This window comes from Bacteroidetes bacterium SB0662_bin_6 (assembly GCA_009839485.1).
In the GTDB taxonomy this organism is placed as follows: Bacteria; Bacteroidota; Rhodothermia; order Rhodothermales; family VXPQ01; genus VXPQ01.
The window spans coordinates 300,391-315,615 of sequence record VXPQ01000032.1 but is presented as its reverse complement, the minus strand read 5'-3'; the positions used below and the strand labels follow the sequence as shown (position 1 = coordinate 315,615).

10 protein-coding genes are annotated in these 15,225 nt (G+C 59.9%); 2 read left to right on the top strand and 8 right to left on the bottom strand.

The genetic code is table 11. The annotated features are described in order from the left end of the window. Positions 1-603 carry a LemA family protein gene (locus F4Y00_06140; protein ID MYE04533.1) on the bottom strand — a complete coding sequence of 201 codons (603 nt, stop codon included), beginning with the start codon at positions 601-603 and terminating at the stop codon, positions 1-3. A gap of 383 nt (positions 604-986) precedes the next feature. On the opposite strand from F4Y00_06140, the gene F4Y00_06135 reads away from it, so the two are divergent. Beyond that, a complete protein-coding gene (locus F4Y00_06135) occupies positions 987-2,702 on the top strand; it encodes a S41 family peptidase (GenBank protein ID MYE04532.1) in 1,716 nt (571 codons plus the stop codon). Positions 2,703-2,758: 56 nt separating this feature from the next. Then, entirely contained in the window at positions 2,759-4,765 is a 2,007-nt protein-coding gene (locus F4Y00_06130) for a M1 family metallopeptidase (protein MYE04531.1), read from the top strand. Between the two features lie 4 nt (positions 4,766-4,769). Here the strand turns inward: F4Y00_06130 and F4Y00_06125 are convergent, their stop codons facing one another. The 7 genes from F4Y00_06125 to F4Y00_06095 all read right to left on the bottom strand — a co-directional run bounded on the left by F4Y00_06125 (position 4,770) and on the right by F4Y00_06095 (position 15,061). Continuing rightward, complete coding sequence (locus F4Y00_06125) at positions 4,770-7,667, bottom strand: FAD-binding protein (GenBank protein ID MYE04530.1); 2,898 nt, start codon at positions 7,665-7,667, stop codon at positions 4,770-4,772. Between the two features lie 27 nt (positions 7,668-7,694). Beyond that, on the bottom strand, positions 7,695-9,092 hold the full coding sequence (locus F4Y00_06120; GenBank protein ID MYE04529.1) for an MBL fold metallo-hydrolase: 1,398 nt from the start codon (positions 9,090-9,092) through the stop codon (positions 7,695-7,697). 12 nt (positions 9,093-9,104) lie between these two features. Further along, entirely contained in the window at positions 9,105-9,767 is a 663-nt protein-coding gene (gene fsa / locus F4Y00_06115) for a fructose-6-phosphate aldolase (protein MYE04528.1), read from the bottom strand. A 115-nt stretch (positions 9,768-9,882) separates the two neighbouring features. Further along, positions 9,883-11,670 (bottom strand): SpoIIE family protein phosphatase, encoded by a 1,788-nt coding sequence (locus tag F4Y00_06110; protein MYE04527.1) that lies wholly within the window; start codon positions 11,668-11,670, stop codon positions 9,883-9,885. Beyond that, on the bottom strand, positions 11,670-12,185 hold the full coding sequence (locus tag F4Y00_06105) for a metallophosphoesterase family protein (protein ID MYE04526.1): 516 nt from the start codon (positions 12,183-12,185) through the stop codon (positions 11,670-11,672). The genes F4Y00_06110 and F4Y00_06105 overlap by 1 nt, the downstream gene beginning before the upstream one ends. A 46-nt stretch (positions 12,186-12,231) precedes the next feature. Then, entirely contained in the window at positions 12,232-12,918 is a 687-nt protein-coding gene (locus F4Y00_06100) for a metal-dependent hydrolase (protein ID MYE04525.1), read from the bottom strand. Between the two features lie 73 nt (positions 12,919-12,991). Next, positions 12,992-15,061 carry an oligopeptide transporter, OPT family gene (locus tag F4Y00_06095; GenBank protein MYE04524.1) on the bottom strand — a complete coding sequence of 690 codons (2,070 nt, stop codon included), beginning with the start codon at positions 15,059-15,061 and terminating at the stop codon, positions 12,992-12,994. Positions 15,062-15,225 lie beyond the last annotated feature (164 nt).

Below are 15,225 nucleotides of genomic sequence, written 5' to 3'. Positions count from 1 at the left end.
TCAGGAGGAAAAGTCGACGGTGGGCGCTTCTTCGGCTCCTGCTTCCGCCTCAAAGGGAGTACGTCGTCCGAAGCCGAAAATGGAGGCGAACACAGCGCCGGGAAAGCGGCGTACCTGTGTGTTGTAGCGGCGCACCGAGTCGTTGTAATCGCGCCGGGCCACGTTAATCCGGTTCTCCGTCCCTTCGAGTTGTGCCTGCAGATCCCGGAAAGATTCCGTGGCGCGCAGTTGTGGATAATTCTCGGAAACGGCAAGCAGTCGGCCCAGCGCGCCGCCCAGTCGGCTTTGCGCGGCTTCGAACTCGCGCAGGCGGGCGGGGTCTTCCAGATCGTCCACGGTCAGCCGGATCGAAGTGGCCTCGGCCCGCGCCTGCGTTACCGCCTGGAGCGTTTCCTGCTCGAAGTCGGCGGCCCCGCGTACGGTGCTGACCAGATTGGGAATCAGGTCGGCGCGTCGCTGGTACTGCGTTTCGACATTTGCCCAGGATTGCTCGACGATCTCTTCGCTCTCGACCATGCCATTGTATGCATTGCATCCCATGCATCCGCCGAAGAGCACGATAAGAAGAACAAGAAGAAGGGCAATCGTTCCTTTGCTGCGCATCGCACTGCGAATTAATGATCGGTAAGGAAAGAGTGCAGGCACGCCGGAGTGTTCCTGCGATATAGGATACTCTGATTAAGTCCGCAAAGTTCAGAGGCTGCGAGAAGTGCGTTGTCAAGAAATGACGAAGCAATGTGGCAGGTCCCACATAATGAGGAATGACGCAGTCAGCGTGCTTCTCGCAGTCTCCCGAAGGGCGCTTCACGCACGAACGTGAAGCGCTGATCGAAGCGGTTTTGATCAGAGTATCCTAAAAAAGGTACGACAAGGCGCCGTCGGAGTTGCGATGATAAATTATTCCCGCCCGAATGGGCACTTTACGAAAATGGTCTCGTACAGGGTATATTCGAGGCGAAGTGCCTTGTCGCAGCACGCTTGACATTATGTCCGTTTCCCCAAAACGATTTCGGATTTTTCCCGTTGCGGCCCTTCTTCTGGCGGGCGTGCTTCTCGGGCTCACGATCAGTTCCGTACGTATCGGGGAGGACACCATGGCGCAACTTCGCAAACTCGAAGAGGCGTTTCTGCTCATCAACAAGCAGTATGTCGAACCTGTCGACGCGGCGACCCTGGCGGAAGAAGCCATTACGAGCATGCTGGACGAACTGGATCCGCATTCCGTCTATGTTTCCGCCGAAGATGCGCAGGATATGCAGGAGCGGTTTCAGGGCTCGTTCGGCGGTATCGGTATCTGGTTTGAAATTTCCCGTAACGACGAGGATCTGAGTGACGACACGGTACGGGTGATGTCGGTCATCGGGGACGGCCCCAGCGAAAGGGCCGGTTTGATGGCTGGAGACCGCATTATCCGCATTGACGATTCCACGGCGGTGGGCCTGTCGGAAGACGAGGTTACCTCGAAGTTGAAGGGAGAGATCGGAACGCAGGTAGAGGTCACTATCCAGCGGCATGGAACCCGTGCGCCGCTGGAATTCACGCTTACGCGGGATGCGATTCCGCTGTACACGGTGGATGCCTCGTACATGGTGGATACCGTGACGGGATACCTTCGCGTGTCGCGTTTTTCCCAGGAGACCTACAACGAGTTCATAGAGCATGTGCGGGCGTTGAAAGATGAGGGCATGGAGCGGCTGGTGCTGGACCTCCGGTCCAATACCGGCGGGTATATGAGCGAGGCCATAAAGATTGTCGACGAGATGGTGCCCGGGCGCAAGACCGTGGTCTATACCCGGGGCCGGCGGCCGGAAACCACCAGTACCTACCGGACGCGGCGCACCGGCATTCTCGAAAAGGAACCGGTTATCGTACTGGTGAACGCCTACTCGGCCTCGGCCAGCGAAATCGTGGCCGGCGCCCTGCAGGATCATGACCGCGCACTCATCGTGGGGCAACGCACGTTCGGCAAGGGACTCGTTCAACACCAGTTTTCCCTGCCCGACCAGAGTATTCTCCAAATGACGGTCGCGCGCTATTACACGCCTTCAGGGCGACTCATCCAGACCCCGTACAAGGACGGCGACCAGGAAGATTATTACGAAGAGAAGTTTTCTTCGCTGGAGCAGGCGACCTATCGTCCCGGCGAGTATTCGGACAGCATCCCCGATTCGCTGCGTTTCAAAACCGCTCATGGCCGCGACGTGTTCGGCGGGGGCGGCATTCTTCCCGATTACATTGTGAAGCCGGATACCACGCCGGCCCTGCGCGCGGTACTGGGACGTGGTTTCGCAAGGAGTTTTGCCCGGCAGTGGTTCCGGCAAAACGAACAGCCCGTACGGGAAAGATGGCGTGACCGGGAAGCGGAATTCGCCTCCGCGTTCGATGTGTCCGAAGAACTCTGGGCGGCTTTTGTAGCGCACGCCACCGATACCGATGATTCGCCGACGGAGGCTTCCGAAGAAGCGGACAGCACGCGGGGGGTTACGGCGGACGCATTGCATACGCATCGCGAGACACTGGAGGTGTATCTGCGCGGACGTATCGCCCAGGAGCTTTTCGGGTACAAGGCGTGGTATGGCGTCTATAAGGAAATCGATCCGGAACTGAGGGCGGCGCTGGGCTTGTGGGGCCTTGCCGAAGGACTTGCGTCCTGGCAGGAATCGCCCCCGCCGGAAACCGATCGTCCGGCAAATCGGCGATAGCGTTCTTCATTTCCCCATTCCCCGGTTCCATACAACCTGCCGCCGGAGCGCGTTTTATGCCCTATCGCTTCTCATTCGCTCCATTTTTTGCGGCAGCCGGTATCATGTTTCTTGCAGGGTGCGCGGCGCCCAACCTTGCCGGGGTGGCGCAAACGACCCATATCGAGCAGGTGGCGAATCGGCCCATCCCCTGGGAGATTACGCCTCCCATCAATTATCAGCAGGCTGTTCTTCAGGGAACGCGTTCCCCTACCGGAGAACCCGGCCTGAATCACTGGGTGCAGGAGACGGACTATGTGTTGAACGCCCGCGTTTTTCCCCTGTCCGGCGTGCTTGACGGGAGCGGCACGATCACCTACACGAACCATTCGCCTGCCACGCTTGCCCAGCTCTACATGGAGATCACGCAGAATTTTCATTTGCCCGGAGTGCGCCGCGCCGAAGCGGCGGAGGTCACCGGGGGCATGCTTGTCCGGCGCGTGGTCGTACAGGGAGAAGAACTGCCGTTCGATCCCTTTTCCGAAGGACCGCATTACCGGATCAGCGGGACCAATATGATTCTGACGCTGCCGCAGCCGATGGCGCCGGGAGAAACCGTGACGATCGATATCGAATGGCGCTTCGATATTCCGCGCGTCGGCGCCGGAGGACGCCTGGGGCGCGATCGGGATAATCTGCTCTTTCTCGCCTACTGGTATCCGACCATGGCTGTGTACGACGATGTGGCGGGTTGGCACACCGAGGCGTTTACGGGCATATCCGAATTTTACCACGGTTTCGCCGATTACGACATCACGGTCGAGATTCCCGAAGGGTGGATCGTGGCTTCGACCGGCGAATTGCAGAACCCTGAGGAGGTGCTGGCGCCGCACATCCTCAATCGTGCGCATGCGGCATGGGAGAGCGATAGCGTCCTGCAGGTAATCGGGCCGGAAGATTTCGGCGAGGCGGGTACGGCCATGACCGACGATGGTTTGCTGCGGTGGCGTTTTGTGGCTGAAAACGTCCGCGATGCCGCGTTCAGCGCGACAAAGCAGTCTATCTGGGAGGCAGGCCGCACATCCGTCGGGGACCGTGACGGGGATGGGGAAGAGGACTTTACAAGGATCAACACGTTCTATCGGGAAGAGGCGCCGCTTTGGGCGAACGTGACGGAATATCAGCAGCATGCGATCCGGTATCACTCCGCGAATACCGGCTTTGCCTATCCGTGGCCGCACATGACTGCCGTGGAAGGCGCGGAGATCATCGGCGGAGGGATGGAATATCCGATGATGACGCTGATGGGGGATTACAACGCGCGCGGCGACAGTGCATTGTACAACGTCACGGCGCATGAGTTGGCCCATATGTGGATTCCGATGATCGTGAGTACGAACGAGCGGCAATTCAGCTGGATAGACGAGGGATTCACGACCTTCCACGAGAACGATGCCCGTATGGACTATCACCCGGGCCTCAACCATTATCTCCCCGATCAGCAGATTTACACCACGGTAGCCCGGCAGCGTATCGAGGGAGCGATCATGCGGCATTCCGGCTATCACGCCACGCCGCTTGCTTTTACGATCGCTTCCTACATGAAGCCTGCCACGATGCTGGCCGCCTTGCGCGCGGTGCTGGGTGACGAGGTGTTTTACGAAGCCACCCGGGCGTTCATCGCCGACTGGGCGTACAAGCATCCGTACCCGTGGGACCTTTTCAATACGTTCGAGTGGGTTTCCGGGCGCGATCTGGACTGGTTCTGGCGGCCATGGTATTACGAAACCTGGACGCTTGACCAGGCTATTGAAGCAGTGCAGATAGAGGGGGGCGAAACGACCATTACGGTGCGTGACAACGGACTGGCGCCTATGCCGGTTTTCCTCGGTATCGAGTTGGAGTCCGGCGAAGTGATCGGGAGGCGGATTCCCGTTACGTCCTGGCTGAATGGCGCGACCACCGCTTCTTTTACGCTTGCCACGGACAGCCCTGTGGTGCGCGTCGTCATCGATCCGGAAAACCTGTTGCCGGACGTGGATATTTCAAACAATAACTGGCTCCGGGACGAAGAGGCCGATTGACTCCTTACCGGAGCGCATCCAGCAGAATTTCCGCCGGGTGGAATGTCTTTCGCCCTGTAGTATCGAAAATCTGGGTGCGGCACGATGTGCCGGCAGCGGCGATCAGCGTATCCTCCGGCGTTTTCCGGACAGCCGGCGCAAGACGCCGCTCCGCCATGGCGATGGACAGATCGTAGTGTTCCGCCTCGTAGCCGAATGCGCCGGCCATCCCGCAGCATCCTGAATCGACGGTGTGCACCTTGTAGTTCGGCGGCAGGCCAAGGCATGCCGTGGTTGCGGCCGTTCCCGCAAGCGCCTTCTGGTGGCAATGCTCGTGCAGAAGCACGTCGCGGGTTTCGTCGGTCCATTGCACCGCTCCGGTAAAAGAATCCGCCTTCCCGATTACGAATTCCTCGAAGGTAAACACTTGCCCGGCGAGGGTGTCTACGCGGGCATCTCCGGGCAGGAGCGCCCGGGCTTCGTCGCGGAACGTAAGGATACAACTCGGTTCGAGTCCGACCACGGGGATACCCTGTTCGGCCCATGGATACAGGGCGTCCACGGCCTGCCGGACCTGTTTGCGCGCTTCCTTCAGGAAGCCCTTGGTGAACAGGGGGCGTCCGCAGCAGAGCGTTTCCGATGCGACGCGTACGGCGAAGCCGGCGCGGCGCAGAAATTCCGCTGCCGCTTGCGCCGTCTCGGGATGATTCCAGTTATTGAACGTATCGACGAAAAGAAGCACGAGCGGGCCGTCCGCAGGAGCGTTTTTCGTCTCCTGTTTCGCAAACCGTTTCGTAAAGGGCTCGGCGGCGAAGGAAGGCAGCGTGCGATGCGGGGATAGCCCCATGGTGCGTTCGAGGAGCCGCCGGATGCCCCGCTGCCTGTTCAACCCGTTGACGAGGCGCGCTGCGCTTCCATTCATGCGCCGCGCCATCAGCGGCATGTGCGCAAGAAGCCGCGTACGCAGCGACGGAGCATGTTTTTGCCAGTACATGCCGAGCCACTCGGACTTGATCCGGGCCATATCCACGTTCGAGGGGCATTCCGTTTTGCATCCTTTGCACTGAATGCATAAGTCCATCACCTCATACATGCGTTTTCCGGTCAGCGCTTCCCGGGGAAGCCCGCCCGATAATGCCTCGCGCAGTGCATTGGCCCGTCCCCGCGTATTGTCCTCCTCGTTTCGCGTTACCATGAACGGGGGGCACATGGTGCCGGTGTCGAGTTTGCGGCACGCTCCGCTGCCGTTGCACAACTCGATGGATCGGGCAAACCCGCCCTGGTCGGAAAAATCCAGCTGTTCCATGATCGGAAGCGTTTCGTATTCCGGCCCCATTCGCAGGTTTTCGGTCATGGGGGGCGCCCCGACGATCTTGCCCGGATTGAGCAGGCCGCGCGGATCGAAGAGATTTTTCGTTTCCTCGTAGACGCGGTACAGTTCCGATCCGAGGAGCGGTTCGAGAAATTCGCTGCGGGCCAGTCCGTCGCCATGCTCGGACGAGACCGTTCCGCCGAACCGCCGCACGAGTTCCATCGATCCCTGCGCAATGTCGTGCATCTTCGCCACGTCTTCCGCGTCCTTCGTATTGATGAACGGACGGATGTGCAGAGTGCCGGCGGAGGCGTGGGCGTACAGAACGGTTCGGGTGTCTTTCAGAAGCAGCATGAGCGCTGCCACGTACTCCGCCAGATGCTCGACCGGCACGGACGCGTCCTCGATGAAGGCGATGGGCTTGTGTTCGCCTTCGACCCCCATGATCAGGCCAAGACCCTCCTTGCGCACGGCCCACACATTGGCGATCTCTTCCGGCGTGCGGGCCGGCACGACCGCGTAGCCGGCTTTGCTTCGTGCGAGCACCCGCTTCAGGTCGTTCAGCCGGGCGGTCAGCTGCTGTTCGCTGTCGCCGAAGTATTCCGTGATGAGCACCGCCTCCGGATTTCCCTCGATGAACGTGAGGCGGGGTGCAAAGCCCGGTGCGCGCCGGGTTTGTTCGATGGCGATGCCGTCAAACAGTTCAACCGCCGAAGGATCTGTTTCGAGAATGGTCGTTACGGATTCTAGCGCTTCCCGTAATGAGTTGAAGTGGACCACGCCGAGCGCCGACCTCTTCGGACGCTCGACCACCTGCAACACGATTTCTTTCGTGATCGCGAGGGTCCCCTCGCTGCCGCACAGGAGACGCGCCGGATTGCGGGCCGCTTTGTCGAGCAGATGTTCCAGGCGGTACCCGCTGTTGCGGCGCCAGTGCCGGGGCGTGTCCCGGCGGATCGTTTCCGCCCCTGCCTGCAAGAGCCGGTCCAGGCCCTGGTAGATGGCTCCCTCGCGTCCTTTGGAGCGGATATGCTGGTTCCAGCGCTCGGCGCCGGTTTCCTGGAAGCGGGCGGAGGCGCCGTCGTCGAGAAACACATCCAGTGCCTGCACATGATCGACGATATTCCCGTACAGAATGGAATGGGTGCCTGTCGCATTGTTGCCGACCATGCCCCCCAGCGTCGCCCGGTTGCTGCTGGCGGGGTCCGGTCCCACCATCAGCCCGGCAGGCAGCAGGGCCGTGTTGAGCCGGTCCAACACCAGGCCGGGTTGTACGCGCACCAGACGCGCTTCTTCATCTATCTCAAGGATGTGGTCGAGATGCTTCGTAAAGTCGATGACCAGCGCTTCCGCCACGGTCTGTCCGGCCAGCGACGATCCCCCGCCGCGCGGCAGGATCGGCATGGCGAAACGGGCGGCTTCCTCGATCGCCGCCTGGACATCGTCCATCGTTTGCGGAACCAGCACGGCATGCGGCTGCATGCGATATATGCTGGCGTCGGTCGCATACAGTGCGCGCGACATCTCGTCGAAAAGCAGCTCGCCGGCGATACGGGGAGCGAGTGCGTGCCGAAATTCCTGCAACGCATCGTTCATGCGTGTCCCCTCCATTTAGGCCCTGGTCCTTGCGAACAAATCTTACAGGTCGACCGGCGTCCCTTCTTCAGGGACCACAACGCGTATGTCCGGATAAAAAAAGCGGATGTTTTCGGCCATCCACGTTCTCGCGTTCGTTTCGCCGTGCACGAGTACGACGGTTTTCGGCGCCAATCGTTCGACCAGTTTGATGAGATCGCGCCGGTGGCTGTGTCCGCTGAAGCGGAACCGTCGGACTTCGCAGCGGACGGGTTGCGCCGGTTTCATCCGATCGAGTTGCACCTCGGCGTCGTCGCCCTCCTCCGCTGCAGCCAGAAGTTGGGCCGCCGGAGAATCTTCCTTGGCGAATCCTACCAGAAAGATCGCGTTCTTTTCGTCCTCGATCAGCCGCCGAGCAAGGTCATTGGATGTGGTGCGTTCGAACATCATGCCACTGGCCGCCAGATGAATAGCCGGACCCTGCAATGCATTGTTGAGCGAACCCGGTTTCCTGGGGAGGCGCATCTGCTCTACGTCGAACACCCTGAATTCCTCGTCGAGGCGCGGCGTGTTGAAGCGGGTGCGGTCGTAGATATCCGCAAAGGCCCGCATGGAGCCTGCCGTATAGACCGGAATATCGAAAGGAATCCGCCCCAATTCCTTGAAGCGGTGAAGAAGGGCAAGGATTTCCTGCGCACGTCCGAAAGCGAACGAAGGAATGAGCACCGTGCCGCCGCGGGCCAGTACATTCGCCAGGGCGTCGGCAAATTTCTTTTCCTCGGACTTGCGTGTGGTCAACTCGGCGTCGGAATCCGCCCCGAGGGTGGATTCGAGAATCAATATATCTACGGGGGGCTCCGGATAATTTCCCCCCGGGACAATGGATTGAGGATGCTGATTGGTATCGCTCGTGTAAAACGCCCGCCGGATTTCTCCTTCCGATTCCCAGGAAAAAAGGACCCCGGCTGCGCCCAGCACATGCCCGGCATGGTAAAAGCGCGCCGTGATTTCGCATTGGCCGCGAAGGCCGGTTACGTCGAAATCCGCGTTGAGGTCGTGGGGCGCGTACAGAAAACGGTGTTCTTCCAGTTCTTCCTCCTTGAACAGGGGCGCATGGATCGAATTGCCTTCCTGGAGTTTGCGCCGCTGCAACCGTGCGGAAGCGGGAAGCACAAAATCCGTCAGGTCGCGCGTAGCGCGTGTCATGTGGACGCGCACATGCGGAAAGTGCCGCACCAGCACCGGTAGCGAGCCGATGTGATCATGGTGGGCATGCGTAACCAGCACATGATCCACATGCCAGTCGGACCGCTTGTGGATCAGGTCGAAATCCGGCAACGAGGCCGGTCCTTCCTCGTCGGGGTCGGCTCCCGCGTCGATGAGGATGCCTGTATTCCCGATCAGCGCAAGATAGCAACTGGCGCCGATGGCTTCCGTTTTCCCCAGAGAAACGAATTGCATCCGTGCCCGGCGTTACGGCGTGACGGAGGCGGCTTCGTACTCCCGCCAGTCGGCCAGGAACCGCTCCAGGCCGATGTCTGTCAGCGGGTGATGGAGCAGCTTCTTGATCACGCCGAGCGGCATTGTGGCTACGTCGGCGCCCATGAGGGCCGCTTCGACCACATGCAACGGGTGCCGAATGGATGCAGCCAGCACTTCTGTGGCGAAGCCGTACTGCCTGTATATCCGGACCACCTGGTCGATAAGCTCCATGCCATTTGAGGAAATGTCATCGAGGCGTCCGATGAAAGGGCTGATGTAATTGGCGCCTGCCTTCGCGGCGATAAGTGCCTGCGTGGGCGAGAAGCAAAGCGTGCAGTTCGTCCGGATGCCTTCTTCCGAACAGGTTTTCAATGCCTTGATCCCATCGGGAATGAGCGGGATTTTCACCACCACATTTTTGTGGATGGGGGCCAGTTGCCGCGCCTGCTCCATGATCCCGGCGTAATCGACGGCGGTAACTTCGGCGGAGACATCTCCATCCACCAGTTCGCAAATGCGGTAGATGTGCTCGTGAAAATTGACGTTGCCCGCCTTTTTCATGAGGGACGGGTTCGTGGTTACGCCGTCCAGTACCCCCATGGATGCGGCCTCGCGGATTTCCTCCAGATCCGCGGTGTCTACAAAAAATTTCATGACCAAGCGACGGTTTGAGCGGAGAAGATACGAGAAGGGGCTGTCCCTATAGGATACGCAACGGGGCGTTGGGATTCGAGCCTTTTCGTACTTCGCGGACTTAATCAGAGTATCCTTATGCCGATGACCCCGTTTTCACGACCCGCTTGACTATCAACATGGTGAGGTCATCGGACAATTCCTCGACGTTTCCGGTGAATTCGGCAATGTCCTTATGGACGCTATCTACGATGTCCGCCGCGGATTGTGTTTGCACCCGCCTCAGCACAGCTTCGAGGCGGTCTTCGTGGTACTCCTCGCCGGCATCTCCCATGGCCTCTGTCACGCCGTCGGTAAACAGTACGGCGATGTCGCCCGGATCCAGTTTGACCGTGCCGCGCTCGTAGCCGATCTGATCGAGCACGCCCAGGAGCAGCCCCCCCTTGTCCAGCAGTTCTATGGAGCCGTTTTGGCGTAAGACCATGGGTGGATTATGTCCGGCGTTCACGTACTCCATTTCCCCGGAATCGAGGTGCAGGATGGCCAGAAAGAACGTAATGAACCGGTCCGTATCGGTATTCTGGCATATGACACGATTGATATGTCCCACAGCCTGCTCGATCGTCATCTCCATGGGCAGCACGACATGCAGGCTGGCTTGCAGGTTTGCCATGAGCAGGGCCGCAGGCATGCCTTTTCCTGTCACGTCGGCAATAGCGAGCAGGAGCCGTTCGTCCTTGACTCGAACGACATCGTAGTAGTCGCCCCCTACGAGGCGGCTTGGTCTGGCCAGCGCGGCCACCTCGTAGTGTCCTATATCGGGCGTTTGTTGCGGCAGGAGCCGTTCCTGGATGCGCCGCGCGATACGCATTTCTTCCTCAAGCCGCTTTTTCTCGATCTGCTCTTCGACCAGAAAGGAATTTTGCACCGAAACAAGGGTGAGATTCCCCAGAGCGGACAGGAATTCGATGTCTGCAGAGGTATACGGCTGCCCGCTTCGCTTGGGCCCGAGGCATAATGCGCCGCAAGGCGTCCCCTGGTGCTTCAGGGGCAGCGCCAGCATCAACCCGAGGTCGCGAAGTCCCTGGCAGGTATCGTCGGAAACCGTTTCAGGAGAAGAAGCGATGTCGGCAGACGCCGCCGAGTCGTTATCCAGAAGCACGAGTTGCTCCAGCGTGCAGAGCTGTTCGGCCAGCGCTGGCGCAATCTGCTCCGACAGGCCTCCGGAGGTGGTTACGAACAGGCCCGGATTGTCTTCGTTGGTCCGGTCCCGGCGCACCAGAAACAGATGGCGGGATACCAGGAGTTGTCCCATCAGGGCAAAAGATAACAGCTTGACGAGACGCTCCCGATCGATGGTTGCATTGAATTCCTGCGACAGATCGAAGAGGGTGTTCAACTCCTGAATTTTTGCATCGAGGTCGCGGTTCGCCAATTGCAGTTCTTCCACCATCAGGGAGTTGTGCACCGCCGTGGAGGACATATGCACCAGCGATCGGACAAACTCCAATTCGAACGGGGTGTAGGGCTCGCCTGTCGCTTTTTTTCCGGCGGTCAGGATGCCGATTTCCCGGCTCCCGAAACGTATCGGCGCCGCCAGTTCCAGACCGTGTTCCAGCAATTCTGCCGGTACCTGATCTCCCGTCAGCACGGCATCCTCCGGCATTTCGGGCATATGGAGGACGGTTCCTTCTGCGAGGGTCTTTACGTTGCGTGTGGCGGCTACGCGGTATCCGTTTTCGATCGGATCGTACATCAGCACAGCGCTCCGGGTCGTCAGCAATTTGCTCATGACCGTCAGGAGCAAACTGTTCAGCACGAACTGCAGATCGAGAGATGTGCTCAAAAGGCGGCTCGTCTCGTACAGCGCGCGCAGGTCGAACCGTTCGCTTCGCATGGGAGATGTGTCCGAATCAGTACCCATCAGCGGGAAGGATCCTGAGGCGGTTTGTCGTCGAGGTGCACGACATCCGCTTTCCGGGCGCTGCCCTCAGCTACTTCCAGCAGCACACATGTCTTGACCCGGTGCAATCCCTGGCGCCCGGCCGCCCCGGGGTTGAGGTACAGCATATTCGGGGGATTGCTCACCCGTTCGATGCGCAGGATGTGGCTGTGTCCGCAAATGAAGATATCCGGGGGGTCGGCGGCGAGCGCTTTGGCGATCCGGGAGTCCCAGCGCCCCGGACTTCCCCCGATATGTGTCATGCAAATGCGTACGCCCTCCACTTCGGTTCGCAACACCTCTACGGTACGGTAACGGACGCCCGGCCCGTCCATATTACCCCAGACGGCCTGTACGGGCGCGATCTCTTCGAGTCGTTCCAGGATGTCTGTTTCGCCGATATCCCCGGCATGCAGGATGCGGTCCACCCCATCGAAGTAGGTTGGAATCGCCGGATGAAAATAGCCGTGCGTGTCCGAGATGATGCCAAGCTTCACAGGCGTGTCCGGTTACAATGCATTGACGGGCTAATGACGGGGTATCCTATATTTCGAGAACATCTCCGGGTTCGAGCACCCGCGTAGCGAAACCCGCTTCGTCCATAAGTTGCTCCCATTCGCTCACGTCTACCTCGATGGGCGGAAACGTATTGTAATGCACCGGCACGGTGAGATCGGGACGCACCAACCCGGCTGCGCGCACTGCATCGCGAATACCCGAGGTAAAGCAATCGCCTATCGGCAGCAGCGCGAGATCCGGCTCGAAGTCGTCGCCGATCCATTCCATTTCGGCGAAAGCGCAGGTATCTCCCGCGGCGTACACCGACTTGCCCTCGACCTCGAACACAAACCCGTTGGGGTTGCCCCCGTACCCCCCGTCCGGAAAGGACGACGAATGGCGGGCATAGGTTTGGTGGACCTTGCCCCAGTCGAAGGTCCAGGCTCCGCCCGTATTCATGGCAAGTACGTGGTCGTGCCCGTGCTCCCTCGAAAAATAACTGGTGATTTCAAAATTGCTGACCACGAGCGCCCCCGATCGTTTGGCGATCTCCGGCGCATCCCCGAGATGATCCCCGTGCGCATGCGTAAGAAAGATGACGTCAGGGTTCAGTTCGTCCGGGGATACAACGCCTTCTGCGCGCGGATTCCCGGTGATCCAGGGGTCCACGAGAAGCGTGGCGCCGATTGTTTCGAGCTGGAAGGCGGAATGGCCGAAATAAACGAGTTTCATAGGTTCAAACAGGTGATGATGAAGGCCGATAGCGCCTGATGAAGGTTGGATGTGCAGTGGGTGCGTTTAGGGATCAGACGCGTTTGGCCACGCGGTACAGCCATATAATGAAGCAGCCGAACGCAACCAGTCCGAGGGCATTGGCTACCGGTTCGAAACCCTCCGGCGCCAGTTGGAGGACAGACGTATTCTGCGCGGCAGCGAACGGGATGGCCAGCAGGATGCCTACGAGCGCCTCGCCCGTGATAAGCCCGGAAGCGAACAACAATCCCCGTCGGCCCGCCCGCTGTACGGCTTCCTCATACGCGGTCTCGCCGCCGATCTGATCCTTGCGCCGGCGCAACGAACGGTTGGCGAAAAAGGCCACCAGTCCTCCGATGAAGATGGGGACGGTCAACTCCAGCGGCAAATAAATGCCGACGGCGACGGCCAGCACCGGCATGCGGAATTCGGCGCCGCGATGCTCCAGATACTTGTCCATGGCAATGATGATCGCGGCAATGAGCGCGCCGGCTATGATCATGTTCCACGGCAGGTCCTGCCGGAATACGCCGTCCGCGACCGAACTCATGAGCGTGGCTTGCGGAGCCTGAAGCGCCTGCGACGGGTCCATACCCTCTCTCGGGAACACATCGCCGAGGCCGTATGCCTGGAACAGCAGGTCCAGAATAGGCGCCAGCACCAAGGCGGCGGCCACGACGCCCACCACCTGCATGATTTGTTGCTTGAACGGGGTGGCGCCTACGAGATACCCCGCTTTCAGGTCCTGCATGTTATCTCCGGCGATCGCCGCCGCACAGCATACGACCGCACCGACCAGAATGGCGGTGGCTGCCGCCGTGGTGGCTTGCGTCGCGTCGACGGCGAAATTGATTTGCGATCCGAGCACCCAGAGGAGCAACAGCGATGTGCTCAGGATCGTAGCGATCGTGACTCCGGAAACGGGATTATTCGATGACCCCACAAGACCGGCCATATATCCGGCTACGGAAGCAAAAACGAATCCGGCCACGAGGGAGAAAACCAGGCCGAGCGCAAGCGTACTCCCGTACAAACCGGCTGTGATGCCGAGCGCTTCCTGATCCACAATGAAAAGGAAACTGAGAAAAATCGGCACGGTCATGGCGAGGGTGCCCCACAGGACGATATGAATCGGCGTGTCCCGGTCGGTCCGCAACATTTCCGAACGGTGCCCCGATCGGGCCTGCCGGACGGCGTCCAGCGAAGACAGAATGCCGTCCTTAATGGGTTTGACGAGCGAGAGCAGCGCCCAGATGCCTCCGATGGCCATGGCGCCGACGCCGAGGTACCGGATGCGTCCGCTCCACACCGCAAGCGCCGCCTCGTATCCCGTGGCTTCCCCCGTAATCGCCGCCAGTTCCTCCGGCGAGGCGAACGCTGTATAGATGGGAATGCCGAACAGCCAGGAAATCAGGCCGCCCCCAAACACCAGTATGGCGATGTTCAACCCGACGATGTACCCTACGCCGAGCAGGGCTACGCCCAGTTCGGTGCCATATCCGAAGACCGCCCGGCCTGCCTGCACCGCGCCCGCTGCCGAGTCCGCCACAAGGCGAAATCCCGTCTGGCACAGTTTCAGCGCAGCGCCCGCCGCACCTGCAAGAGCAATATACCGGGCCCCTTCGCCCCCTTCCGAACCTGCCTTCAGCACTTCGCCCGTGGCTACGCCTTCCGGAAAGTGCAGCTGGGCCTCGATGATGAGCGCTCTGCGTAACGGGATCGTGAACAACACGCCAAGCACGCCGCCTGTGAGCGCGATCGACATCGTGGCCAGAAAGTCGAACCCCTGCCAGTATTGCAGCATCAGCAAGGCCGGCAGCGTAAAGATCACGCCTGCCGCCAGCGATTCGCCCGCCGACGCCGCCGTTTGCACAATGTTGTTTTCGAGGATATTCGATGTGCGGAAAAAGCGCAGGATCGCCATGGAAATGACCGCCGCCGGAATGGAGGCGGACACGGTCAGGCCAACCTTGAGACCCAGATAGGCATTCGCTCCGGCCAGCACAGCCGACAGGATAAAGCCGAGAATCACTGCCTTGAGCGTAATCTCGGGCAAGGATTGCGATGCCGGGATGTACGGCGTAAAGGTTGGGGACTTCGTTCCGGAAGAAGAGGTATCCATGCGTATTCTCGACAGGTGTGACCGATGATCGGTCCGGAAGAGCGAATGCCTGAAAATAGCGCAGGCGGGACGGAAGAATCAAACAGGCCATGCTGCATAGTGTGAACAGGCCCTAAAAGATCCTATCTTCCAAAGAGCGCTCCTTACGCAACCATATAATCGGT